This is a genomic window from Escherichia sp. KS167_9B (assembly GCF_030295215.1).
In the GTDB taxonomy this organism is placed as follows: domain Bacteria; phylum Pseudomonadota; class Gammaproteobacteria; order Enterobacterales; family Enterobacteriaceae; genus Escherichia; species Escherichia coli_F.
Genome location: NZ_AP025754.1, coordinates 3,320,024 through 3,341,662, shown reverse-complemented (window position 1 = coordinate 3,341,662; position 21,639 = coordinate 3,320,024). Strand labels below are relative to the sequence as shown.

At 52.5% G+C, this 21,639-nt stretch carries 24 protein-coding genes and 1 CRISPR repeat array; of the genes, 19 read left to right on the top strand and 5 right to left on the bottom strand.

Features of this window, described 5'->3' with window-relative positions; all coding sequences use genetic code 11:
• The 4 genes from cas5e to cas2e are packed head-to-tail and all read left to right on the top strand — an operon-like array spanning nucleotide 1 to nucleotide 2,589.
• Nucleotides 1–747 carry a type I-E CRISPR-associated protein Cas5/CasD gene (gene cas5e / locus QUE34_RS16810; protein ID WP_032303664.1) on the top strand — a complete coding sequence of 249 codons (747 nt, stop codon included), beginning with the start codon at nucleotides 1–3 and terminating at the stop codon, nucleotides 745–747.
• On the top strand, nucleotides 729–1,379 hold the full coding sequence (gene cas6e, locus QUE34_RS16805) for a type I-E CRISPR-associated protein Cas6/Cse3/CasE (RefSeq protein ID WP_032303663.1): 651 nt from the start codon (nucleotides 729–731) through the stop codon (nucleotides 1,377–1,379). Before cas5e ends, cas6e begins: the two co-directional genes overlap by 19 nt.
• A complete protein-coding gene (gene cas1e / locus QUE34_RS16800; RefSeq protein WP_032303661.1) occupies nucleotides 1,376–2,299 on the top strand; it encodes a type I-E CRISPR-associated endonuclease Cas1e in 924 nt (307 codons plus the stop codon). The genes cas6e and cas1e overlap by 4 nt, the downstream gene beginning before the upstream one ends.
• The gene (gene cas2e, locus QUE34_RS16795) at nucleotides 2,296–2,589 is read left to right on the top strand and encodes a type I-E CRISPR-associated endoribonuclease Cas2e (protein ID WP_105268685.1); all 294 of its coding nucleotides are present in this window, start codon (nucleotides 2,296–2,298) and stop codon (nucleotides 2,587–2,589) included. Before cas1e ends, cas2e begins: the two co-directional genes overlap by 4 nt.
• 96 nt (nucleotides 2,590–2,685) lie before the next feature.
• A CRISPR array of direct repeats spans nucleotides 2,686–3,264; the repeat unit is 29 nt; unit sequence GTGTTCCCCGCGCTAGCGGGGATAAACCG.
• Between the two features lie 81 nt (nucleotides 3,265–3,345).
• Here the strand turns inward: cas2e and iap are convergent.
• On the bottom strand, nucleotides 3,346–4,383 hold the full coding sequence (iap, locus tag QUE34_RS16790; RefSeq protein WP_000490407.1) for an alkaline phosphatase isozyme conversion aminopeptidase: 1,038 nt from the start codon (nucleotides 4,381–4,383) through the stop codon (nucleotides 3,346–3,348).
• 251 nt (nucleotides 4,384–4,634) lie between these two features.
• Between iap and cysD the strand changes: the two genes are divergently transcribed.
• The 12 genes from cysD (at nucleotide 4,635) to rpoS (ending at nucleotide 14,405) form a co-directional block, all read left to right on the top strand.
• Nucleotides 4,635–5,543 (top strand): sulfate adenylyltransferase subunit CysD, encoded by a 909-nt coding sequence (cysD, locus tag QUE34_RS16785; RefSeq protein ID WP_000372392.1) that lies wholly within the window; start codon nucleotides 4,635–4,637, stop codon nucleotides 5,541–5,543.
• A gap of 1 nt (nucleotide 5,544) precedes the next feature.
• Nucleotides 5,545–6,972 (top strand): sulfate adenylyltransferase subunit CysN, encoded by a 1,428-nt coding sequence (gene cysN, locus QUE34_RS16780; protein ID WP_032185001.1) that lies wholly within the window; start codon nucleotides 5,545–5,547, stop codon nucleotides 6,970–6,972.
• Entirely contained in the window at nucleotides 6,972–7,577 is a 606-nt protein-coding gene (cysC, locus tag QUE34_RS16775; protein ID WP_001173673.1) for an adenylyl-sulfate kinase, read from the top strand. The genes cysN and cysC overlap by 1 nt, the downstream gene beginning before the upstream one ends.
• A 49-nt stretch (nucleotides 7,578–7,626) precedes the next feature.
• Entirely contained in the window at nucleotides 7,627–7,950 is a 324-nt protein-coding gene (locus tag QUE34_RS16770) for a DUF3561 family protein (protein ID WP_001246111.1), read from the top strand.
• Nucleotides 7,951–8,143: 193 nt separating this feature from the next.
• Nucleotides 8,144–8,455 (top strand): cell division protein FtsB, encoded by a 312-nt coding sequence (ftsB, locus tag QUE34_RS16765; protein ID WP_000517477.1) that lies wholly within the window; start codon nucleotides 8,144–8,146, stop codon nucleotides 8,453–8,455.
• An 18-nt stretch (nucleotides 8,456–8,473) separates the two neighbouring features.
• Nucleotides 8,474–9,184 carry a 2-C-methyl-D-erythritol 4-phosphate cytidylyltransferase gene (gene ispD, locus QUE34_RS16760; RefSeq protein WP_032303660.1) on the top strand — a complete coding sequence of 237 codons (711 nt, stop codon included), beginning with the start codon at nucleotides 8,474–8,476 and terminating at the stop codon, nucleotides 9,182–9,184.
• Entirely contained in the window at nucleotides 9,184–9,663 is a 480-nt protein-coding gene (gene ispF, locus QUE34_RS16755) for a 2-C-methyl-D-erythritol 2,4-cyclodiphosphate synthase (protein WP_001219246.1), read from the top strand. Before ispD ends, ispF begins: the two co-directional genes overlap by 1 nt.
• Nucleotides 9,660–10,709 carry a tRNA pseudouridine(13) synthase TruD gene (gene truD, locus QUE34_RS16750; RefSeq protein ID WP_000568944.1) on the top strand — a complete coding sequence of 350 codons (1,050 nt, stop codon included), beginning with the start codon at nucleotides 9,660–9,662 and terminating at the stop codon, nucleotides 10,707–10,709. Before ispF ends, truD begins: the two co-directional genes overlap by 4 nt.
• On the top strand, nucleotides 10,690–11,451 hold the full coding sequence (gene surE, locus QUE34_RS16745; protein ID WP_001295182.1) for a 5'/3'-nucleotidase SurE: 762 nt from the start codon (nucleotides 10,690–10,692) through the stop codon (nucleotides 11,449–11,451). Before truD ends, surE begins: the two co-directional genes overlap by 20 nt.
• The gene (gene pcm / locus QUE34_RS16740) at nucleotides 11,445–12,071 is read left to right on the top strand and encodes a protein-L-isoaspartate O-methyltransferase (protein ID WP_000254708.1); all 627 of its coding nucleotides are present in this window, start codon (nucleotides 11,445–11,447) and stop codon (nucleotides 12,069–12,071) included. Before surE ends, pcm begins: the two co-directional genes overlap by 7 nt.
• A gap of 184 nt (nucleotides 12,072–12,255) precedes the next feature.
• Complete coding sequence (gene nlpD / locus QUE34_RS16735) at nucleotides 12,256–13,350, top strand: murein hydrolase activator NlpD (RefSeq protein ID WP_308063818.1); 1,095 nt, start codon at nucleotides 12,256–12,258, stop codon at nucleotides 13,348–13,350.
• 62 nt (nucleotides 13,351–13,412) lie between these two features.
• A complete protein-coding gene (gene rpoS / locus QUE34_RS16730; RefSeq protein ID WP_000081550.1) occupies nucleotides 13,413–14,405 on the top strand; it encodes an RNA polymerase sigma factor RpoS in 993 nt (330 codons plus the stop codon).
• 120 nt (nucleotides 14,406–14,525) lie between these two features.
• On the opposite strand, the gene QUE34_RS16725 is transcribed toward rpoS, so the two are convergent.
• On the bottom strand, nucleotides 14,526–14,933 hold the full coding sequence (locus QUE34_RS16725; RefSeq protein ID WP_001208086.1) for a MarR family winged helix-turn-helix transcriptional regulator: 408 nt from the start codon (nucleotides 14,931–14,933) through the stop codon (nucleotides 14,526–14,528).
• A gap of 146 nt (nucleotides 14,934–15,079) precedes the next feature.
• Between QUE34_RS16725 and QUE34_RS16720 the strand changes: the two genes are divergently transcribed.
• From QUE34_RS16720 to QUE34_RS16710, 3 genes are read left to right on the top strand one after another with little or no spacing between them, the layout of a single operon-like run.
• Complete coding sequence (locus tag QUE34_RS16720; protein ID WP_032303655.1) at nucleotides 15,080–15,673, top strand: non-oxidative hydroxyarylic acid decarboxylases subunit B; 594 nt, start codon at nucleotides 15,080–15,082, stop codon at nucleotides 15,671–15,673.
• Nucleotides 15,673–17,100 (top strand): non-oxidative hydroxyarylic acid decarboxylases subunit C, encoded by a 1,428-nt coding sequence (locus QUE34_RS16715; RefSeq protein ID WP_032303654.1) that lies wholly within the window; start codon nucleotides 15,673–15,675, stop codon nucleotides 17,098–17,100. Before QUE34_RS16720 ends, QUE34_RS16715 begins: the two co-directional genes overlap by 1 nt.
• A 10-nt stretch (nucleotides 17,101–17,110) precedes the next feature.
• On the top strand, nucleotides 17,111–17,347 hold the full coding sequence (locus QUE34_RS16710) for a non-oxidative hydroxyarylic acid decarboxylases subunit D (RefSeq protein ID WP_000562985.1): 237 nt from the start codon (nucleotides 17,111–17,113) through the stop codon (nucleotides 17,345–17,347).
• Nucleotides 17,348–17,388: 41 nt separating this feature from the next.
• Here the strand turns inward: QUE34_RS16710 and pphB are convergent, their stop codons facing one another.
• The 3 genes from pphB to mutS all read right to left on the bottom strand — a co-directional run bounded on the left by pphB (nucleotide 17,389) and on the right by mutS (nucleotide 21,592).
• Nucleotides 17,389–18,045, bottom strand: coding sequence for a protein-serine/threonine phosphatase (pphB, locus tag QUE34_RS16705; protein ID WP_032303653.1), 657 nt, complete (start codon nucleotides 18,043–18,045; stop codon nucleotides 17,389–17,391).
• Nucleotides 18,046–18,067: 22 nt separating this feature from the next.
• Complete coding sequence (locus QUE34_RS16700) at nucleotides 18,068–18,922, bottom strand: tetratricopeptide repeat protein (protein ID WP_050486622.1); 855 nt, start codon at nucleotides 18,920–18,922, stop codon at nucleotides 18,068–18,070.
• 108 nt (nucleotides 18,923–19,030) lie between these two features.
• A complete protein-coding gene (gene mutS / locus QUE34_RS16695; RefSeq protein ID WP_032303652.1) occupies nucleotides 19,031–21,592 on the bottom strand; it encodes a DNA mismatch repair protein MutS in 2,562 nt (853 codons plus the stop codon).
• Nucleotides 21,593–21,639 lie beyond the last annotated feature (47 nt).

Below are 21,639 nucleotides of genomic sequence, written 5' to 3'. Positions count from 1 at the left end.
ATGAGCCAATATCTGATTTTTCAGCTTCATGGGCCAATGGCATCCTGGGGCGTTGATGCACCCGGTGAGGTGCGTCATACCCATGAACTGCCTTCGCGTTCAGCATTGCTGGGGCTGCTGGCTGCCGGGTTAGGGATACGGCGTGATGACACCGAATGCTTAAACGCGTTTAATCGCCACTATTCACTGGTGGTTTGCGCCAGCCGTAACCCGCGCTGGGCACGGGATTATCACACGGTCCAGATGCCAAAAGAGGTGCGTAAAGCGCGTTATTTCAGCCGTCGCGAAGAGTTGAGCGACCCTGATCTTCTAAGCGCGATTATCTCCCGGCGCGACTACTACACCGATGCCTGGTGGATGGTGGCCGTGGCAACAACAGCTGATGCGCCTTACAGCCTCGAACAGTTGCAGGAAGGTTTACGCCATCCGGTTTTTCCGCTTTATCTGGGGCGAAAAAGCCATCCGCTGGCGTTACCCCTTGCGCCGTTACTGCTCGAAGGCAACGCGTCTGATGCCTTACGTACCGCATATCAACAGTATCAGGATCGTTTCCACGAACTAAAAGTCTCACTCCCGAAACTTCAGGATGAATGCTGGTGGGAAGGGGAGCACGATGGCCTGGTCGCGAGCAAAATATTACGCCGCCGGGATGTTCCTTTAAATCGTCAGCAGTGGCTGTTTGGGGAACGCACCGTCAATCAGGGGCCGTGGCTCAGCAAGGAGGAACCATGTACCTCTCAAGAATAACCTTACATACCGGCCAGCTTTCGCCTGCGCAGTTACTGCATCTGGTGGATCGCGGTGAATATGTGATGCATCAGTGGCTGTGGGATCTTTTTCCTGGCGGCAAAGAAAGGCAATTTCTTTATCGTCGGGAAGAACTCCAGGGCGCGTTTCGCTTTTTTGTCCTGTCGCAGGAACGCCCGGCGGAAAGTGAAACGTTCACCATCGAATGCCGGTCATTTGCGCCGGAACTGCGTACCGGACAATCCCTTTTTTTCAACCTGCGAGCGAATCCAACAGTCTGTAAAGCGGGTAAGCGCCACGATCTGCTGATGGAGGCGAAACGGCAGGTGAGGGGGCAGGCGGAAGGAAGTGATGTCTGGTTGCATCAACAACAGGCGGCGCTGGGCTGGCTGGCTGCGCAGGGAGAGAGAAGTGGTTTTACACTGCTGGATACCTCGGTCGATGCCTACCGACAACAGCAACTGCGGCGGGAAAATGCCCGGCAACTGATCCAGTTCAGTAGCGTGGATTATACGGGGATGCTGACGGTCACCGAGCCAGGGTTATTTCTGCAACGTCTCTGCCTGGGGTATGGCAAAAGCCGGGCGTTCGGCTGTGGTCTGATGTTAATCAAACCCGGAGCAGAGGCGTGACGTTTGTACCACTGAGTCCGATCCCGTTAAAAGATCGCACCTCCATGATCTTCCTCCAGTACGGTCAGATCGACGTACTGGACGGCGCTTTCGTGCTGATCGACAAAACAGGGATCCGCACGCATATTCCGGTGGGATCGGTCGCTTGCATAATGCTCGAACCAGGAACGAGAGTTTCCCACGCGGCGGTGCATCTGGCCGCCACGGTGGGGACACTGCTGGTCTGGGTTGGTGAAGCGGGCGTTCGCGTTTACTCCTCCGGACAACCCGGAGGGGCGCGGGCAGATAAATTACTCTACCAGGCAAAGCTGGCTTTAACGGAAGATCTACGGTTGAAGGTGGTGCGCAAAATGTATGAATTACGTTTTCGTGAACCACCGCCAGCTCGCCGTTCAGTGGAGCAGCTACGGGGAATTGAGGGAGCCCGAGTACGCCAGACCTATGCATTACTGGCGAAGCAATATGGTGTGAAATGGAATGGTCGCAAATACGATCCTAAAGACTGGGAAAAAGGCGATGTTGTGAATCGCTGCATCAGTGCTGCCACATCATGTCTGTACGGTATTTCTGAAGCGGCAGTATTAGCCGCGGGATATGCGCCCGCTATTGGATTTATCCATAGTGGCAAACCGCTTTCATTTGTTTATGACATAGCCGATATCATTAAATTTGATTTGGTTGTGCCAAAGGCATTTGAAATAGCGGCGAGGCAACCCGCAGAACCAGATAAAGAAGTCAGGTTGGCCTGTCGCGATATTTTCCGTAGCACTAAGTTAACGGGCAAATTAATCCCGTTAATTGAGGAAGTCCTTGCCGCCGGTGAAATTGAACCACCACAACCCGCGCCGGATATGTTACCGCCAGCTATCCCGGAACCTGAAACGCTGGGTGATAGTGGTCACCGGGGGCGCAGCGGATGAGCATGGTCGTGGTTGTTACAGAAAATGTCCCGCCGCGCTTACGTGGACGGCTCGTGATCTGGCTACTGGAAGTGCGTGCTGGTGTTTATGTTGGTGATACATCCAAACGTATTCGGGAGATGATCTGGCAGCAAATCTCCCAACTGGCAGGTTGCGGAAATGTGGTCATGGCCTGGGCGACCAATACCGAGTCGGGTTTTGAATTTCAGACCTGGGGTGAAAACAGACGTATTCCGGTGGATTTGGATGGGTTACGGTTGGTTTCGTTTCTTCCTGTTGAGAATCAATAAGTTACCCGTTCTTTAAAAATAAGGAAATGTTTGAATTTAGTTGGTAGATTGTTGATGTGGAATAAAATTGTTTAAAAACAGATACGTATGCTTAGTGTGTTCCCCGCGCTAGCGGGGATAAACCGGCGGCGATCATCTTTGACGCCGACCTGTTTCGGTGTTCCCCGCGCTAGCGGGGATAAACCGCGCTACCACAGGTCGCTACCGCATGGGCTTCAGTGTTCCCCGCGCTAGCGGGGATAAACCGCGGTCATATTGCGCCTGCACAGACTCACTGCGGTGTTCCCCGCGCTAGCGGGGATAAACCGGGGCAGGGAAATCACGGGCACGGTGACGATATGTGTTCCCCGCGCTAGCGGGGATAAACCGTGCGCGGAGCGGAGATTGTAAATATCAAAATCGTGTTCCCCGCGCTAGCGGGGATAAACCGCCAAAACCATGACGTTCTCACTATCGGATGTGGTGTTCCCCGCGCTAGCGGGGATAAACCGTGGCCACCGGCAAAGAAAAAACGGAGTTCTGGCGTGTTCCCCGCGCCAGCGGGGATAAACCGGAAACTGTACTTGATGCGCTGAAAGCGATGGGGTGTTCCCCGCGCCAGCGGGGATAAACCGATGGCCCAGGGATTTGTTCAGTCCAGCGTGCCGTGTTCCCCGCGCCAGCGGGGATAAACCGCTCTCGGTTCTGGGGTACTGTTACCCATAACTGAGCTCCCCCGCGTCAGCGGGGAACTCCCAGCTCCCATTTTCAAACGCCTCATGACGCCTTCGCCAGTTCCTTCACCAGCGGTAGCATTATCCGCATAACGTCACGGCAGCGACGTTCTATTCTTCCAGGAAGCGCCTTATCAATATGCTGTTGATTATCAAGCCTTACATCATGCCAGCTATTTCCCGCCGGGAAGGCCGGTGTTTTTGCGCGTTGCTGATAACCATCCTTATTTCCAAGATTCCAGTTGGTCGCCTCCACCGAAAGTACCGCAATACCGGCTTTGTCGAAAACTTCTGCATCGTTACAACACCCGGTGCCTTTCGGATAGTTTTTATTCAAACCTGGATTTGTTGTCGCTGCAATCCCATGATTACGCGCAATTGCCAGCGCTCGATCACGGGTTAATTTCCTGACAGCCTCTGGTGTATTTACACCACTATTAAAATACAATTTATCGCCAACAATTAAGTTATCGAGATTAATCACCAGCAGCGTATTTTTCTTTTCAGTATCGCTCATGCGCTTGAGTAAATTCTCAGCGCCTAATTTCCCTTCTTCTTCTCCACTGGTTGCCACAAAACGAATACCATACTCGGTAGGCGTATTTTTCAGACGTTCAGCCAGTTCCAGCATGACACCTAAACCTGCGGCGTTATCATCCATTCCTTGTAACGTCAGCCCGCCGAGATTGGCATCGGCGTCGGCATCGCTCAGTGGAGCGTACGTATCAAGATGCGCCATAATAATGATCTGCTGCGGCGCTTTGCCTTCATGAGCGGCAATCACCGTACTTCCCGTCACGTTGTGCCAGTTTTTGCGGTTATCGCGGGCGGTGTAAATATATCGGCTATTAAATGTCCGAATATCACTGCGATAACCCATCTGTTGAAACTGTTGGCGAATATAATCGGCGGATAACATTTCTGCAGGAGTTCCGGTCATGCGTCCCGGAAAGAAAGTAGCAATATGTCGTGCCTGTGTATTAGCAAAATCACCAGGTTTAGGTGACGAGGCGTGTACGGGGAGAATAAAGCATACGCCGAGCGCCAGGGCAGCGGTACGGTGGCGCAATGCGGAAAACATAGTGAGTCCTTAAATACCATGCAAATTTTTTTACCGCCATAGTATGAAACTGCCGCTGCGCTAAAACAATTTCAAATCTTCCTAAACGCCCGAAATCCGGTGCCTTAAGCACTTTTTGATATTAGCTTTGCCAAATCGTTATTCCGTTAAGGAACTACTCATTCTAATTGGTAATTTCATTCGTTCTCTTACGCTCCCTATAGTCGAAACATCTGATGGCAAGAAAATAGCGGTATTGCAAAGGAACGGTTATGGATCAAAAACGACTTACTCACCTGCGGCAACTGGAGGCGGAAAGCATCCACATTATTCGTGAGGTGGCGGCAGAATTCTCAAATCCGGTGATGCTCTACTCTATCGGTAAAGATTCCAGCGTCATGCTGCATCTGGCGCGCAAGGCGTTTTATCCGGGTACGCTGCCTTTCCCATTGCTGCATGTCGATACTGGCTGGAAATTCCGCGAGATGTATGAGTTCCGCGATCGTACGGCTAAAGCCTACGGCTGCGAGCTCCTGGTACATAAAAACCCGGAAGGCGTGGCGATGGGGATTAACCCGTTCGTGCACGGCAGCGCAAAACATACCGATATTATGAAAACCGAAGGTTTGAAGCAGGCGTTGAACAAGTACGGTTTTGATGCCGCCTTCGGTGGCGCGCGCCGCGACGAAGAGAAATCCCGCGCTAAGGAGCGAATCTACTCTTTCCGTGACCGCTTTCATCGCTGGGACCCGAAAAATCAGCGCCCGGAGCTGTGGCACAACTACAACGGGCAAATTAACAAAGGCGAAAGTATCCGCGTCTTCCCGCTCTCTAACTGGACCGAGCAGGATATCTGGCAATACATCTGGCTGGAAAATATCGACATTGTTCCGCTGTATCTTGCTGCGGAACGTCCGGTTCTGGAACGCGACGGTATGTTGATGATGATTGATGACAACCGTATCGACCTGCAACCAGGCGAAGTGATTAAAAAACGGATGGTGCGTTTCCGTACGCTGGGCTGCTGGCCGCTGACCGGCGCGGTGGAGTCAAATGCGCAAACACTGCCGGAGATCATCGAAGAGATGCTGGTTTCCACCACCAGTGAACGTCAGGGCCGCGTAATTGACCGCGACCAGGCGGGGTCTATGGAGCTGAAAAAACGTCAGGGGTATTTTTAAGATGAACACCGCACTTGCACAACAAATCGCCAATGAAGGCGGCGTCGAAGCCTGGATGATTGCGCAACAACATAAAAGCCTGCTGCGTTTTCTGACCTGTGGTAGCGTCGATGACGGCAAAAGTACCCTGATTGGTCGCCTGCTACACGATACCCGCCAAATCTACGAAGATCAGCTCTCATCGCTGCATAACGACAGTAAGCGTCACGGCACCCAGGGCGAAAAGCTGGATCTGGCACTGCTGGTGGACGGCCTGCAAGCTGAGCGCGAACAGGGCATCACTATTGATGTGGCCTACCGCTATTTCTCTACCGAGAAGCGTAAATTTATTATCGCCGACACCCCAGGGCACGAGCAGTACACCCGCAATATGGCGACTGGCGCATCGACATGTGAACTGGCGATCTTACTGATCGATGCCCGTAAAGGCGTGCTCGATCAAACCCGTCGTCACAGTTTTATCTCCACACTGTTGGGGATCAAACATCTGGTCGTGGCGATCAACAAAATGGATCTGGTGGATTACAGTGAAGAGACGTTCACCCGTATTCGTGAAGATTATCTGACTTTTGCCGGGCAGCTGCCGGGTAATCTGGATATCCGCTTTGTGCCGCTCTCTGCACTGGAAGGCGACAACGTGGCTTCGCAAAGTGAAAGTATGCCGTGGTACAGCGGTCCGACACTGCTCGAAGTGCTGGAAACCGTGGAAATCCAGCGAGTGGTGGATGCTCAGCCAATGCGCTTTCCGGTGCAGTACGTTAACCGCCCGAATCTCGATTTTCGTGGCTATGCCGGAACGCTGGCATCCGGTCGCGTGGAAGTCGGACAACGTGTCAAAGTGCTGCCCTCTGGTGTGGAATCAAACGTCGCGCGGATCGTGACCTTTGATGGCGATCGCGAAGAAGCCTTTGCCGGAGAAGCGATCACCCTGGTGCTAACGGATGAGATCGACATCAGCCGTGGTGATCTGCTGCTGGCGGCAGACGAAGCGCTACCGGCAGTGCAGAGCGCGTCGGTGGATGTGGTGTGGATGGCGGAACAGCCACTTTCCCCTGGACAAAGCTACGACATCAAAATTGCCGGTAAGAAGACGCGTGCCCGTGTTGATGGTATTCGCTATCAGGTTGATATTAATAACCTTACTCAACGCGAAGTTGAAAATCTGCCGCTAAACGGCATTGGTTTGGTGGATCTCACTTTTGACGAGCCGCTGGTGTTAGATCGTTATCAGCAAAACCCGGTTACTGGTGGGCTGATTTTTATCGATCGCCTGAGCAATGTGACCGTGGGGGCCGGTATGGTGCACGAGCCAGTTAGCCAGGCAACTACTGCGCCATCTGAATTCAGTGCATTCGAACTGGAATTGAATGCCCTGGTTCGCCGCCATTTTCCACACTGGGGCGCGCGCGATTTACTGGGGGATAAATAATGGCGCTGCATGACGAAAACGTCGTCTGGCATAGCCATCCAGTCACTGTACAACAACGCGAGCTACACCACGGTCATCGTGGTGTAGTGCTGTGGTTTACCGGCCTCTCCGGGTCCGGTAAATCAACGGTCGCCGGGGCGCTGGAGGAGGCGTTACATAAACTCGGCGTCAGTACGTATCTGCTGGATGGCGACAATGTTCGCCACGGATTATGCAGCGATCTCGGTTTTAGCGATGCCGATCGTAAAGAGAATATCCGTCGCGTCGGTGAAGTGGCGAATTTAATGGTTGAAGCTGGACTGGTGGTGCTGACCGCGTTTATCTCGCCACACCGCGCCGAACGCCAGATGGTTCGCGAACGTGTAGGAGAAGGGCGTTTTATCGAAGTGTTTGTCGATACGCCGCTGGCGATTTGCGAGGCCCGCGATCCAAAAGGCTTATATAAGAAAGCGCGTGCCGGTGAACTGCGCAACTTTACGGGAATAGATTCCGTTTACGAAGCGCCTGAATCGGCAGAAATTCATCTCAATGGTGAACAATTAGTAACAAATTTGGTACAGCAATTATTAGATCTGTTGAGACAGAACGATATTATCAGATCCTGAGACACCACCGGGTTTCCATGCCCGGTCCGTCAAAGTTACAGGATCAAATATGCGTAATAGCCATAACATTACACTAACAAATAACGACAGCCTTACTGAGGATGAAGAAACCACATGGTCACTGCCAGGTGCTGTGGTCGGTTTTGTCTCCTGGTTATTTGCGCTGGCGATGCCGATGTTGATTTATGGCTCTAACACGCTGTTCTTCTTTATCTACACCTGGCCTTTCTTTCTGGCACTGATGCCTGTCGCGGTGGTGGTGGGGATTGCACTGCATTCATTGATGGACGGAAAGCTACGCTACAGTATTGTTTTCACCCTGGTGACAGTCGGCATTATGTTTGGCGCACTGTTTATGTGGCTACTGGGCTAATTTGTACTTTCCCGTCTCCTCTGTTCATAATTCAAACCGTAACGAATAATGAGATTATGTTCTGCACGCCCTGGGTATACGTAACAATGGACAAATGTGGTACATTTGCCCGCGTTGTCGCGGTATCCCCAACAGAGGATGTAGAGTCGTCTTCGGATGCATGGGATGATGATGCCGTTTTTCAGGGGGCAGGATGGGTAAACTAACGCTGCTGTTGCTGGCTATTCTGGTCTGGCTACAGTATTCGCTGTGGTTCGGTAAGAACGGTATACATGACTATACCCGCGTCAATGATGATGTGGCGGCACAGCAAGCTACAAACGCGAAACTTAAAGCGCGAAACGATCAACTTTTTGCCGAAATTGACGATCTCAATGGCGGCCAGGAGGCGCTCGAAGAGCGTGCGCGTAATGAACTCAGCATGACCAGGCCGGGCGAAACTTTTTATCGTCTGGTGCCTGACGCGTCGAAACGCGCACAGTCTGCGGGGCAAAACACTCGATAAATCAGCCCGGGAATTAACATGGCAACCACTCATTTGGATGTTTGCGCCGTGGTTCCGGCGGCCGGATTTGGCCGTCGAATGCAAACGGAATGTCCTAAGCAATATCTCTCAATCGGTAATCAAACCATTCTTGAACACTCGGTGCATGCGCTGCTGGCGCATCCCCGGGTGACTCGTGTCGTCATTGCCATAAGTCCTGGCGATAGCCGCTTTGCACAACTTCCTCTGGCGAATCATCCGCAAATTACCGTTGTAGATGGCGGTAATGAGCGTGCCGATTCCGTGCTGGCAGGTCTGAAAGCCGCTGACGGCGCGCAGTGGGTATTGGTGCATGACGCCGCTCGTCCTTGTCTGCATCAGGATGACCTTGCGCGATTGTTGGCGTTGAGCGAAACCAGTCGCACAGGGGGGATCCTCGCCGCACCGGTGCGCGATACCATGAAACGTGCCGAACCTGGCAAAAATGCCATTGCTCATACCGTTGATCGCAACGGCTTATGGCACGCGCTGACGCCGCAATTTTTCCCTCGTGAGCTGTTACATGACTGTCTGACGCGCGCTTTAAATGAAGGTGCGACTATTACCGACGAAGCCTCGGCGCTGGAATATTGCGGATTCCATCCGCAGTTGGTCGAAGGCCGCGCGGATAACATTAAAGTCACGCGTCCGGAAGATTTGGCACTGGCCGAGTTTTACCTCACCCGAACCATCCATCAGGAGAATACATAATGCGAATTGGACACGGTTTTGACGTACACGCCTTTGGCGGTGAAGGCCCAATTATCATTGGTGGCGTACGCATTCCTTACGAAAAAGGGTTGCTGGCGCATTCTGATGGCGACGTGGCGTTACATGCGCTGACCGATGCATTGCTTGGTGCAGCGGCGTTGGGGGATATCGGCAAGCTGTTCCCGGATACCGATCCATCATTTAAAGGGGCCGACAGCCGCGAATTGCTGCGCGAAGCCTGGCGTCGTATTCAGGCGAAGGGGTATACCCTCGGTAACGTCGATGTCACTATCATCGCTCAGGCACCGAAGATGTTGCCGCATATTCCACAAATGCGCGTGTTTATTGCCGAAGATCTCGGCTGCCATATGGATGATGTTAACGTGAAAGCCACTACTACGGAAAAATTAGGATTTACCGGGCGTGGGGAAGGGATTGCCTGTGAAGCGGTGGCGCTACTCATTAAGGCAACAAAATGATTGAGTTTGATAATCTCACTTACCTCCACGGTAAACCGCAAGGTACCGGGCTGCTGAAAGCCAATCCGGAAGACTTTGTGGTGGTGGAAGATTTGGGCTTTGAGCCTGATGGTGAAGGTGAGCATATTCTGGTTAGAATCCTCAAAAACGGCTGTAATACCCGTTTTGTGGCGGATGCACTGGCGAAATTCCTGAAAATTCATGCCCGTGAAGTCAGCTTCGCTGGGCAAAAAGACAAACATGCTGTTACGGAACAGTGGTTATGCGCTCGCGTGCCAGGCAAAGAGATGCCCGATCTCAGTGCTTTTCAACTGGAAGGTTGTCAGGTGCTGGAGTATGCGCGGCACAAGCGTAAGCTGCGTTTAGGGGCGCTGAAAGGTAACGCTTTTACCCTGGTACTCCGCGAAGTGAGCAATCGTGATGACGTTGAACAACGTCTGATCGATATTTGCGTAAAAGGTGTACCGAACTACTTTGGTGCCCAACGTTTTGGTATTAGCGGCAGCAACTTGCAGGGTGCGCTGCGCTGGGCGCAAACCAATACTCCGGTGCGTGATCGCAATAAACGGAGTTTTTGGTTGTCGGCAGCCCGCAGTGCGTTGTTTAATCAGATTGTTGCTGAGCGCCTCAAAAAAGCAGACGTTAATCAAGTTGTTGACGGCGATGCGCTACAATTAGCCGGACGTGGCAGCTGGTTTGTTGCCTCCAATGAAGAACTGGCGGAATTACAGCGTCGCGTCAACGATAAAGAGCTGATGATTACTGCTGCATTGCCGGGCAGTGGCGAATGGGGAACTCAGCGTGAAGCGCTGGCATTCGAACAAGCAGCTGTCGCCGAAGAAACTGAATTGCAAGCCTTACTGGTGCGCGAAAAAGTTGAAGCCGCGCGCAGAGCGATGCTGCTGTATCCGCAACAATTAAGCTGGAACTGGTGGGATGACGTCACCGTAGAAATCCGTTTCTGGCTTCCGGCAGGCAGTTTTGCGACCAGCGTTGTCAGGGAACTTATCAACACAACAGGTGATTATGCGCATATTGCTGAGTAATGATGACGGGGTACATGCACCCGGTATACAAACGCTGGCGAAAGCCTTGCGTGAGTTTGCTGACGTTCAGGTGGTCGCCCCAGATCGTAACCGCAGCGGCGCTTCAAATTCTCTGACACTGGAATCCTCCTTGCGCACGTTTACCTTTGAAAATGGTGATATTGCTGTGCAAATGGGAACCCCGACCGATTGCGTCTATCTTGGCGTGAATGCTCTGATGCGTCCGCGCCCGGACATTGTTGTGTCGGGGATTAACGCCGGGCCGAATCTGGGGGATGATGTTATCTATTCCGGTACGGTAGCCGCCGCGATGGAGGGCCGTCATTTAGGATTTCCGGCGCTTGCTGTCTCGCTTGACGGGCATAAACATTACGACACTGCCGCGGCGGTAACCTGTTCCATTTTGCGAGCTCTGTGTAAAGAGCCGTTGCGCACCGGGCGTATTCTCAATATTAACGTACCGGATTTACCGTTGGATCAAATCAAAGGTATTCGCGTGACGCGCTGCGGTACCCGACATCCGGCAGATCAGGTGATCCCGCAGCAAGATCCGCGCGGCAATACGCTGTACTGGATTGGCCCGCCGGGTGGTAAGTGCGATGCCGGTCCGGGGACCGATTTTGCTGCGGTCGATGAGGGCTATGTCTCTATCACGCCGCTGCATGTGGATTTAACTGCGCATAGCGCGCAAGATGTGGTTTCAGACTGGTTAAACAGCGTGGGAGTTGGCACGCAATGGTAAGCAGACGCGTACAAGCACTTCTGGATCAATTACGTGCGCAAGGTATTCAGGATGAGCAGGTGCTGAATGCACTTGCCGCCGTGCCGCGTGAAAAATTCGTTGATGAAGCGTTTGAACAAAAAGCCTGGGACAATATCGCCTTGCCGATAGGTCAGGGGCAGACAATTTCGCAGCCGTATATGGTGGCGCGAATGACCGAATTACTCGAGCTGACGCCGCAGTCGCGGGTGCTGGAAATTGGCACCGGTTCGGGATATCAAACGGCAATTCTGGCGCATCTTGTTCAGCATGTTTGCTCGGTTGAACGTATTAAAGGCTTGCAGTGGCAGGCGCGTCGCCGCCTGAAAAACCTTGATTTACATAATGTTTCAACCCGTCATGGCGATGGATGGCAAGGTTGGCAGGCACGTGCGCCGTTTGACGCTATCATTGTTACGGCGGCACCGCCGGAAATTCCAACTGCGCTAATGACGCAGCTGGACGAAGGCGGGATTCTCGTCTTACCCGTAGGGGAGGAGCACCAGTATTTGAAACGGGTGCGTCGTCGGGGAGGCGAATTTATTATCGATACCGTGGAGGCCGTGCGCTTTGTCCCTTTAGTGAAGGGTGAGCTGGCTTAAAACGTGAGGAAATACCTGGATTTTTCCTGGTTATTTTGCCGCAGGTCAGCGTATCGTGAACATCTTTTCCAGTGTTCAGTATGGTGCCTTGCACGGTAATTATGTCACTGGTTATTAACCAATTTTTCTTGGGGGATAAATGAGCGCGGGAAGCCCAAAATTCACCGTTCGCCGCATTGCGGCTTTGTCACTGGTTTCGCTATGGCTGGCAGGCTGTTCTGACACTTCAAATCCACCGGCACCGGTCAGCTCCGTTAATGGCAATGCGTCTGCAAACACCAATTCTGGTATGTTGATTACGCCGCCGCCGAAAATGGGGACGACGTCTACAACGCAGCAACCGCAAATTCAGCCGGTACAGCAGCCACAAATTCAATCTGCACAACAACCGCAAATCCAGCCAGTGCAGCCAGTAGCTCAGCAGCCGGTACAGATGGAAAACGGACGCATCGTCTACAACCGTCAGTATGGGAACATTCCGAAAGGCAGTTATAGCGGCAGTACATACACCGTGAAAAAAGGCGACACACTTTTCTATATCGCCTGGATTACTGGCAATGATTTCCGTGACCTTGCTCAGCGCAACAATATTCAGGCACCATACGCGCTGAATGTAGGTCAGACCTTACAGGTGGGTAATGCTTCCGGTACGCCAATCACTGGTGGAAATGCCATTACCCAGGCCGATGCAGCAGAGCAAGGAGTTGTGATCAAGCCTGCACAAAATTCCACCGTTGCTGTTGCGTCGCAACCGACAATTACGTATTCTGAGTCTTCGGGTGAACAGAGTGCTAACAAAATGTTGCCGAACAACAAGCCAACTGGGACCACGGTCACAGCGCCTGTAACGGTACCAACAGCAAGCACAACCGAGCCGACTGTCAGCAGTACATCAACCAGTGCGCCTATCTCCACCTGGCGCTGGCCGACTGAGGGCAAAGTGATCGAAACCTTTGGTGCTTCTGAGGGGGGTAACAAGGGGATTGATATCGCAGGCAGCAAAGGACAGGCAATTATCGCGACCGCAGATGGCCGCGTTGTTTATGCCGGTAACGCGCTGCGCGGCTACGGTAATCTGATTATCATCAAACATAATGATGATTACCTGAGTGCCTACGCCCATAACGACACAATGCTGGTCCGGGAACAACAAGAAGTGAAGGCGGGGCAAAAAATAGCGACTATGGGTAGCACCGGAACCAGTTCAACACGCTTGCATTTTGAAATTCGTTACAAGGGGAAATCCGTAAACCCGCTGCGCTATTTGCCGCAGCGATAAATCGGCGGAACCAGGCTTTTGCTTGAATGTTCCGTCAAGGGATCACGGGTAGGAGCCACCTTATGAGTCAGAATACGCTGAAAGTTCATGATTTAAATGAAGATGCGGAATTTGATGAGAACGGAGTTGAGGTTTTTGACGAAAAGGCCTTAGTAGAAGAGGAACCCAGTGATAACGATTTGGCCGAAGAGGAACTGTTATCGCAAGGGGCCACACAGCGTGTGTTGGACGCGACTCAGCTTTACCTTGGTGAGATTGGTTATTCACCACTGTTAACGGCCGAAGAAGAAGTTTATTTTGCGCGTCGCGCACTGCGAGGAGATGTTGCCTCCCGCCGCCGGATGATCGAGAGTAACTTGCGTCTGGTGGTAAAAATTGCCCGCCGTTATGGCAATCGTGGTCTGGCTTTGCTGGATCTTATCGAAGAGGGCAACCTGGGGCTGATCCGCGCGGTAGAGAAGTTTGACCCGGAACGTGGTTTCCGCTTCTCAACATACGCAACCTGGTGGATTCGCCAGACGATCGAGCGGGCGATTATGAACCAAACCCGTACTATTCGTTTGCCGATTCACATCGTAAAGGAGCTGAACGTTTACCTGCGAACCGCACGTGAGTTGTCGCATAAACTGGACCACGAACCAAGTGCGGAAGAGATCGCAGAGCAACTGGATAAGCCAGTTGATGACGTCAGCCGTATGCTTCGTCTTAACGAGCGCATTACCTCGGTGGACACCCCGCTGGGTGGAGATTCCGAAAAAGCGTTGCTGGACATCCTGGCCGATGAAAAAGAAAACGGCCCGGAAGATACCACGCAAGATGACGATATGAAACAAAGCATCGTCAAATGGCTGTTCGAACTGAACGCCAAACAGCGTGAAGTGCTGGCACGTCGATTCGGTTTGCTGGGGTACGAAGCGGCAACACTGGAAGATGTAGGTCGTGAAATTGGCCTCACCCGTGAACGTGTTCGCCAGATTCAGGTTGAAGGCCTGCGCCGTTTGCGCGAAATCCTGCAAACGCAGGGGCTGAATATCGAAGCGCTGTTCCGCGAATAAGTAAGCATCTGTCAGAAAGGCCAGTCTCTTATGAGGCTGGCCTTTTTCTTTTGTATGGGGAGTTGGTGTGTTTTGTCGCCTGGATAAGACACGTCAGCGTCCCATCCGGCAATCAGCATCCTATTTGCTCATCATCTTGCGCACCAGCTGCATAAACAGCTCCTGCTCTTCTCCACTCAAACGCCCCAAAAATTCCTCATCCACACTGTCACCAATCGGTATCGCCGCAGCAAGTACCTTTTCTCCTTCGGCAGTCAGCCAGACAAAGCGTCGCCGCTTATCAGCAGAGTCATGTTCTCGTCTGACTAAGCCACGATTTTCCATTCGTGCCAGCATTTCTGCCAGCGTTGCTTTGGTGCTGACTGCTGCTTCCATCAGCGCAACCTGTTCGATGCCAGGCTTATCAGCAATGGCGCGCATCACCGCGTACTGCGGTTTGGTCAGGTCAGGTAGCTCGTGCTGCCAGCGAGATGTGTGCTGCTGAAAAAGCTGTCGTAACTGATGGAACGCTTTATTTCGTAACGCCATGTAAACTCCGGGCAAACTATCTGCCGCTATCATAGCGGTTTTTCAGTGACGCAGGGGATGTTGTTACTTTTCAGTGCTTGCCGCGATGAGAACAGAGGCGTATTTTAATAATAACGTTCGTATACGAACAATTAAGAGAATTAACAATGAGACTGATCGTCGGGATGACAGGGGCCACCGGAGCGCCTCTTGGTGTGGCATTACTGCAAGCGCTGCGGGAGATGCCGAATGTCGAGACTCATCTGGTGATGTCGAAGTGGGCGAAAACCACCATTGAACTGGAAACGCTTTACAACGCCCGCGATGTTGCTGCCCTCGCAGACTTCTGCCATAACCCGGCGGATCAGGCCGCAACCATCTCCTCAGGTTCCTTTCGTACCGACGGCATGATCGTTATTCCGTGCAGTATGAAAACGCTCGCCGGTATCCGCGCTGGTTACGCCGATGGCCTGGTAGGGCGCGCGGCGGACGTCGTGCTCAAAGAAGGCCGCAAACTGGTGCTGGTGCCGCGTGAAATGCCGCTTAGCACCATCCATCTCGAAAATATGCTCGCACTTTCGCGCATGGGCGTGGCGATGGTGCCGCCGATGCCTGCCTTTTATAACCATCCCGAAACGGTAGATGACATTGTCCACCACGTGGTAGCCCGCGTGCTGGATCAATTTGGCCTCGAACATCCTCACGCCAGGCGCTGGCAAGGATTGCCGCAGGCCCGGAATTTTTCCCAGGAGAATGAATAATGGCATTTGATGATTTACGCAGCTTTTTACAGGCGCTTGATGACTACGGTCAGTTACTGAAAATCAGTGAAGAAGTGAACGCCGAGCCGGATCTGGCAGCCGCTGCCAACGCCACTGGGCGTATCGGCGACGGTGCACCGGCGCTGTGGTTTGACAATATTCGCGGCTTTACCGATGCCCGCGTGGCGATGAACACTATCGGTTCCTGGCAGAACCACGCGATTTCCCTCGGCCTGCCGCCAAACACCCCGGTTAAAAAACAGATTGATGAGTTTATCCGCCGCTGGGATAACTTCCCGATTGCCCCGGAACGCCGCGCTAATCCAGCGTGGGCGCAGAACACCGTCGATGGCGAAGAGATTAACCTGTTCGATATCCTGCCGCTGTTTCGTTTAAACGATGGCGATGGCGGTTTCTATCTCGACAAAGCCTGCGTGGTTTCCCGCGATCCGCTCGACCCGGATAACTTCGGCAAGCAGAATGTCGGCATCTATCGCATGGAAGTGAAGGGTAAGCGTAAGCTCGGCCTGCAACCGGTGCCGATGCACGATATCGCCCTGCATCTGCATAAAGCGGAAGAACGTGGTGAAGATTTGCCAATTGCCATCACGCTGGGTAACGATCCGATCATCACCCTGATGGGCGCCACCCCGCTGAAATACGATCAATCAGAGTACGAAATGGCTGGCGCACTACGCGAAAGCCCGTACCCGATCGCCACCGCCCCGCTGACCGGTTTTGATGTGCCGTGGGGCTCGGAGGTGATCCTCGAAGGGGTAATCGAAAGCCGTAAACGCGAGATTGAAGGGCCGTTCGGTGAATTTACCGGCCACTACTCCGGCGGGCGCAACATGACCGTAGTGCGCATCGATAAAGTCTCTTACCGCACCAAACCGATTTTTGAATCGCTCTATCTCGGTATGCCGTGGACCGAAATCGACTATCTGATGGGGCCAGCCACCTGTGTGCCGCTGTATCAGCAACTGAAAGCCGAGTTCCCGGAAGTGCAGGCGGTGAACGCCATGTACACCCACGGCCTGCTGGCGATTATCTCCACCAAAAAACGCTACGGCGGCTTTGCCCGCGCGGTGGGCCTGCGTGCGATGACCACGCCGCACGGTCTGGGCTACGTGAAGATGGTGATTATGGTCGATGAAGACGTTGATCCGTTCAACCTGCCGCAGGTGATGTGGGCGCTTTCGTCGAAAGTGAACCCGGCAGGGGATCTGGTGCAGTTGCCGAATATGTCAGTACTGGAACTCGACCCTGGCTCAAGCCCGGCGGGGATCACCGATAAGCTGATTATCGACGCCACTACGCCTGTCGCCCCGGACAACCGTGGTCACTACAGCCAGCCGGTGGTGGACTTACCGGAAACCAAAGCCTGGGCTGAAAAACTGACCGCTATGCTGGCCGCACGTAAATAAGGAGAACAAGATGATTTGTCCACGTTGTGCCGATGAACAGATTGAAGTGATGGCGAAATCGCCGGTGAAAGATGTCTGGACGGTCTACCAGTGCCAGCATTGCCTTTATACCTGGCGCGATACTGAACCGCTACGCCGCACCAGCCGCGAACATTACCCGCAAGCGTTCCGTATGACTCAAAAAGATATTGATGACGCACCGATGGTGCCGAGCATTCCGCCGCTGCTGGCGGCAGATAAGCGCTAATAAAAAAGGGCCGGGTAGAGGCTTTGCTTTACCCGGCCACGTTATTTGATTTTATAAAATGACAGCCGCCCGCTTTTCGGCGATCCGGTATCAATATAAATCTGGTTTGCGAACGTCTGGATGTTATCAAACATCATATGACCGAAGATAAAGCAGTCGGCGCCGTTTATTTCCTGTAACTCGCCTTTGAGCGATTTCAGTACGCGATCAACAGGCCAGAGCAATTCTCTCTCCGCTATTTCTTTGCCAAAGAGATATTCATTCCCCGGATAATCTGCATGCGCGATGACATATTTTATTATGTCGTTAGTGATTTCAACAATATGCGGAAGATTATGAAAACGTAGCAACAGGTCTATTGCTTCTTTTTGTTCCGTATCACTTAACTCAAAGAACCAGTCGCCACCGCTGGCAAGCCACATATTGCCATCGCCGGTCGCGAACGCATCCAATGCCATCGCTTCATGGTTGCCTTTAACCGATGTAAACCAGGGCTGGTTTAGCAGGCGCAGCACGTTAAGACTCTCCGGCCCACGATCAATATTATCGCCGACAGAAATAAGTAAGTCGGTTTCAGGGCAAAAAGATAATTGGTGCAGGCGGGATTGCAATAATTGATAATCTCCATGAATGTCACCTACCACCCAGATATGGCGATAATGAGTGGTTTCAATTTTACGATAACGAATATCTGGCATTGATCGCGTTCCGTAAAAAGAATTATTCCGGCTTCTGAAACAGAATGGTGTTAATCTCGACATCAGTGATTGCGCCAGCTGCTTCTGCTTTATGTAACCAGTATAGCGCTTTGTCTTTATCCACACCGTTCTCATCAATGCCCCAGGCGTAAATGCGGCCTAAGGATATTTGGGCATGAGGTAAATCTTGTGCGGCAGCTTTTTCAAACCAGTATTTAGCCTGTTTAATATCAGCGGGTACACCATCGCCCGTTAAAAAGAGCGTACCATAATTATACTGACCAATTTTGTCGCCTTTTTCTGCGGCAAACTTAAGATATGTCGCAGCCTGGAGATAATTCTTTTCCTCGGCTGCGAGGAGCCCTAAATTAGCATGTGCAATGGGGTTTCCCTTTTGCGCCGCTTTAACGAGCCAGGATTTTGCTTTATCGATATCATGGAACTTCTCTGGACCAAACTGATAGATATTGGCACAGTTTATCTGTGCCTGAAGATTTCCCTGTCTGGCTGATTTCTCATACCAGTGAATGGCATTCTGGTAATCCGGCGGTGTGTCTTCATCTCCCTGATGATATAAAAGCCCGACATAAAATTGCGCAATGTCATCTCCCTGACTGGCTGCCAGATTAAACCAGTAAAATGCTTTATCGCGGTTTTTAACCCCCGTTACCCCTTCCTGGTAAACAATTCCCAATCCTTTTTGCGCAGATTTATCGCCGCCTTGTGCCTTTGCGATGATATTTTTCAGGTTTTCCTGTTTGTTTTTAGAATAACGTTGTTCAGCCTGGATAAGATCATCAAGCGAGGGTTCTTTGGCACAATAACCTGTAAGAGGAAAATGCAAAATTAGTAGAGTAAATAAAATTAACTTTTTCATACATTCCATGAATTAATTGTTGAGTCCTGATTTTAATTATACTCCATCTGTTATTGAGCCAATAATAATTAATAATCCCCGATGGGAAGGCCATCGGGGATTATGCCATTACAGCAAACTCTTCAAGCGGTAAATCCACTCCAGCGCCTGACGCGGAGTCAGTGAATCCGGGTCGAGATTTTCCAGTGCTTCGACCGCTGGCGAGGTTTCTTCCGGTACTGACAGCAAAGACATTTGCGTACCATCCACTTGCGTAGCGGCGGCGTTCGGCGAAATGCTTTCCAGTTCACGCAGTTTTTGCCGTGCGCGCTTAATCACCTCTTTTGGCACGCCCGCCAGAGCAGCAACCGCCAGGCCGTAGCTTTTGCTCGCCGCGCCATCCTGCACACTGTGCATAAAGGCAATGGTATCGCCGTGCTCCAGCGCATCAAGATGCACGTTGGCGACGCCTTCCATTTTCTCCGGCAGTTGAGTCAGTTCAAAGTAGTGGGTAGCAAACAACGTCAACGCTTTAATCTTATTCGCCAGATTTTCAGCGCACGCCCATGCCAGCGACAGACCATCGTAAGTGGACGTTCCGCGCCCAATCTCATCCATCAACACCAGGCTGTACTCCGTGGCGTTATGCAGAATATTGGCGGTTTCGGTCATCTCCACCATAAAGGTTGAACGCCCGGATGCCAGATCGTCAGCCGCGCCCACACGGGTAAAGATACGGTCAATCGGGCCAATCTCGACTTTTTGCGCCGGTACGTAGCTGCCGATATAGGCCATCAGCGCAATCAGTGCGGTCTGGCGCATATAGGTACTTTTACCGCCCATGTTCGGACCGGTGATGATCAACATGCGACGCTGCGGCGACAGGTTCAGCGGGTTAGCGATAAACGGCTCATTCAGTACCTGTTCAACTACCGGATGGCGACCTTCGGTAATGCGAATACCCGGTTTATCAATGAAGGTCGGGCAGGTGTAGTTCAGGGTATAGGCCCGTTCCGCCAGGTTCACCAGTACGTCGAGTTCTGCCAGTGCGCTCGCGCTCTGTTGCAACGCCTCCAGATGCGGCAACAGCAGGTCGAACAACTCTTCATAAAGCTGTTTTTCCAGTGCCAGCGCTTTACCTTTCGAGGTGAGTACTTTGTCTTCATACTCTTTTAGCTCTGGAATAATGTAGCGTTCGGCGTTTTTCAGCGTCTGACGACGCATATAGTTGATGGGTGCCAGATGGCTTTGTCCACGGCTGATCTGAATGTAATAACCATGCACCGCGTTAAAGCCGACTTTCAGCGTGTCCAGGCCGGTACGTTCACGCTCGCGAACTTCCAGACGCTCCAGATAATCTGTCGCGCCGTCAGCCAGCGCTCGCCACTCATCCAGCTCTTCGTTATAGCCTGATGCGATAACACCACCGTCGCGTACCAGCACCGGCGGTGTATCGATGATTGCCCGCTCCAGCAGATCGCGCAGCTCGGCAAACTCGCCCATTTTCTCACGCAGCGCCTGTACCGGTGCACTATCGACATTTTCTAACTGTGCACGCAGCTCCGGCAGTTGCTGGAAAGCGTGACGCATACGGGCCAGATCGCGTGGGCGGGCAGTCCGTAAAGCCAGACGTGCCAGAATACGTTCCAGGTCGCCGACCTGACGCAGTACCGGCTGCAGCTCAGCGGTGAAATCCTGCAATGCGCCAATAGTTTGCTGGCGCTCAAGCAACACGCGGGTATCGCGCACTGGCATATGCAGCCAGCGTTTCAGCATTCGACTCCCCATCGGCGTTACAGTGCAGTCGAGCACGGAAGCCAGCGTGTTTTCCGCACCGCCCGCCAGGTTCTGGGTAATTTCCAGGTTACGACGCGTCGCGGCATCCATAATGATGCTGTCCTGCTCACGTTCCATAGTGATAGAACGAATATGCGGCAGAGTCGTACGTTGAGTATCTTTCGCATACTGCAACAGACAACCGGCTGCACAAAGTCCGCGCGGCGCGTTCTCGACGCCAAAACCGACCAGATCGCGAGTGCCAAATTGTAGATTCAACTGCTGGCGCGCGGTGTCGATTTCAAACTCCCACAGCGGGCGACGGCGCAAGCCGCGACGACCTTCAATCAGCGACATTTCAGCAAAATCTTCTGCATACAGCAGTTCCGCCGGATTAGTGCGTTGCAGTTCTGCCGCCATCGTTTCGCGGTCAGCCGGTTCACTCAGGCGAAAACGACCGGAACTGATATCCAGCGTCGCGTAGCCGAAACCTTTACTGTCCTGCCAGATAGCCGCCAGCAGGTTGTCCTGACGCTCCTGCAACAGCGCTTCATCGCTGATGGTGCCCGGCGTAACGATACGCACAACTTTGCGCTCAACCGGACCTTTGCTGGTCGCCGGATCGCCAATTTGTTCGCAGATGGCAACGGACTCGCCCTGATTCACCAGTTTGGCGAGGTAGTTTTCCACCGCATGGTATGGAATCCCCGCCATCGGGATCGGCTCTCCCGCGGAAGCGCCGCGTTTGGTCAGTGAAATATCCAGCAGTTGTGACGCACGTTTTGCGTCGTCATAAAACAGTTCGTAAAAGTCACCCATCCGGTAGAACAGCAGGATCTCGGGATGCTGGGCTTTCAGCTTGAGATACTGTTGCATCATGGGCGTATGGGCATCGAAATTTTCTATTGCACTCATGGGGTTATGTCCGGTTCCCTGATATTAAATGGGGTGTGATGGTTTTT

Excerpts from the sequence above, each read along its gene's own strand:
- iap (WP_000490407.1), bottom strand. The coding sequence starts at position 4,383 with ATGTTTTCCGCATTGCGCCACCGTACCGCTGCCCTGGCGCTCGGCGTA.
- cas2e (WP_105268685.1), top strand. The coding sequence starts at position 2,296 with ATGAGCATGGTCGTGGTTGTTACAGAAAATGTCCCGCCGCGCTTACGT.
- cysN (WP_032185001.1), top strand. The coding sequence starts at position 5,545 with ATGAACACCGCACTTGCACAACAAATCGCCAATGAAGGCGGCGTCGAA.
- QUE34_RS16715 (WP_032303654.1), top strand. The coding sequence starts at position 15,673 with ATGGCATTTGATGATTTACGCAGCTTTTTACAGGCGCTTGATGACTAC.
- surE (WP_001295182.1), top strand. The coding sequence starts at position 10,690 with ATGCGCATATTGCTGAGTAATGATGACGGGGTACATGCACCCGGTATA.
- QUE34_RS16700 (WP_050486622.1), bottom strand. The coding sequence starts at position 18,922 with ATGAAAAAGTTAATTTTATTTACTCTACTAATTTTGCATTTTCCTCTT.
- QUE34_RS16770 (WP_001246111.1), top strand. The coding sequence starts at position 7,627 with ATGCGTAATAGCCATAACATTACACTAACAAATAACGACAGCCTTACT.
- cas5e (WP_032303664.1), top strand. The coding sequence starts at position 1 with ATGAGCCAATATCTGATTTTTCAGCTTCATGGGCCAATGGCATCCTGG.
- truD (WP_000568944.1), top strand. The coding sequence starts at position 9,660 with ATGATTGAGTTTGATAATCTCACTTACCTCCACGGTAAACCGCAAGGT.
- QUE34_RS16710 (WP_000562985.1), top strand. The coding sequence starts at position 17,111 with ATGATTTGTCCACGTTGTGCCGATGAACAGATTGAAGTGATGGCGAAA.
- ispD (WP_032303660.1), top strand. The coding sequence starts at position 8,474 with ATGGCAACCACTCATTTGGATGTTTGCGCCGTGGTTCCGGCGGCCGGA.
- rpoS (WP_000081550.1), top strand. The coding sequence starts at position 13,413 with ATGAGTCAGAATACGCTGAAAGTTCATGATTTAAATGAAGATGCGGAA.
- mutS (WP_032303652.1), bottom strand. The coding sequence starts at position 21,592 with ATGAGTGCAATAGAAAATTTCGATGCCCATACGCCCATGATGCAACAG.
- pphB (WP_032303653.1), bottom strand. The coding sequence starts at position 18,045 with ATGCCAGATATTCGTTATCGTAAAATTGAAACCACTCATTATCGCCAT.
- QUE34_RS16725 (WP_001208086.1), bottom strand. The coding sequence starts at position 14,933 with ATGGCGTTACGAAATAAAGCGTTCCATCAGTTACGACAGCTTTTTCAG.
- cysD (WP_000372392.1), top strand. The coding sequence starts at position 4,635 with ATGGATCAAAAACGACTTACTCACCTGCGGCAACTGGAGGCGGAAAGC.
- cas6e (WP_032303663.1), top strand. The coding sequence starts at position 729 with ATGTACCTCTCAAGAATAACCTTACATACCGGCCAGCTTTCGCCTGCG.
- pcm (WP_000254708.1), top strand. The coding sequence starts at position 11,445 with ATGGTAAGCAGACGCGTACAAGCACTTCTGGATCAATTACGTGCGCAA.
- ispF (WP_001219246.1), top strand. The coding sequence starts at position 9,184 with ATGCGAATTGGACACGGTTTTGACGTACACGCCTTTGGCGGTGAAGGC.
- cysC (WP_001173673.1), top strand. The coding sequence starts at position 6,972 with ATGGCGCTGCATGACGAAAACGTCGTCTGGCATAGCCATCCAGTCACT.
- QUE34_RS16720 (WP_032303655.1), top strand. The coding sequence starts at position 15,080 with ATGAGACTGATCGTCGGGATGACAGGGGCCACCGGAGCGCCTCTTGGT.
- ftsB (WP_000517477.1), top strand. The coding sequence starts at position 8,144 with ATGGGTAAACTAACGCTGCTGTTGCTGGCTATTCTGGTCTGGCTACAG.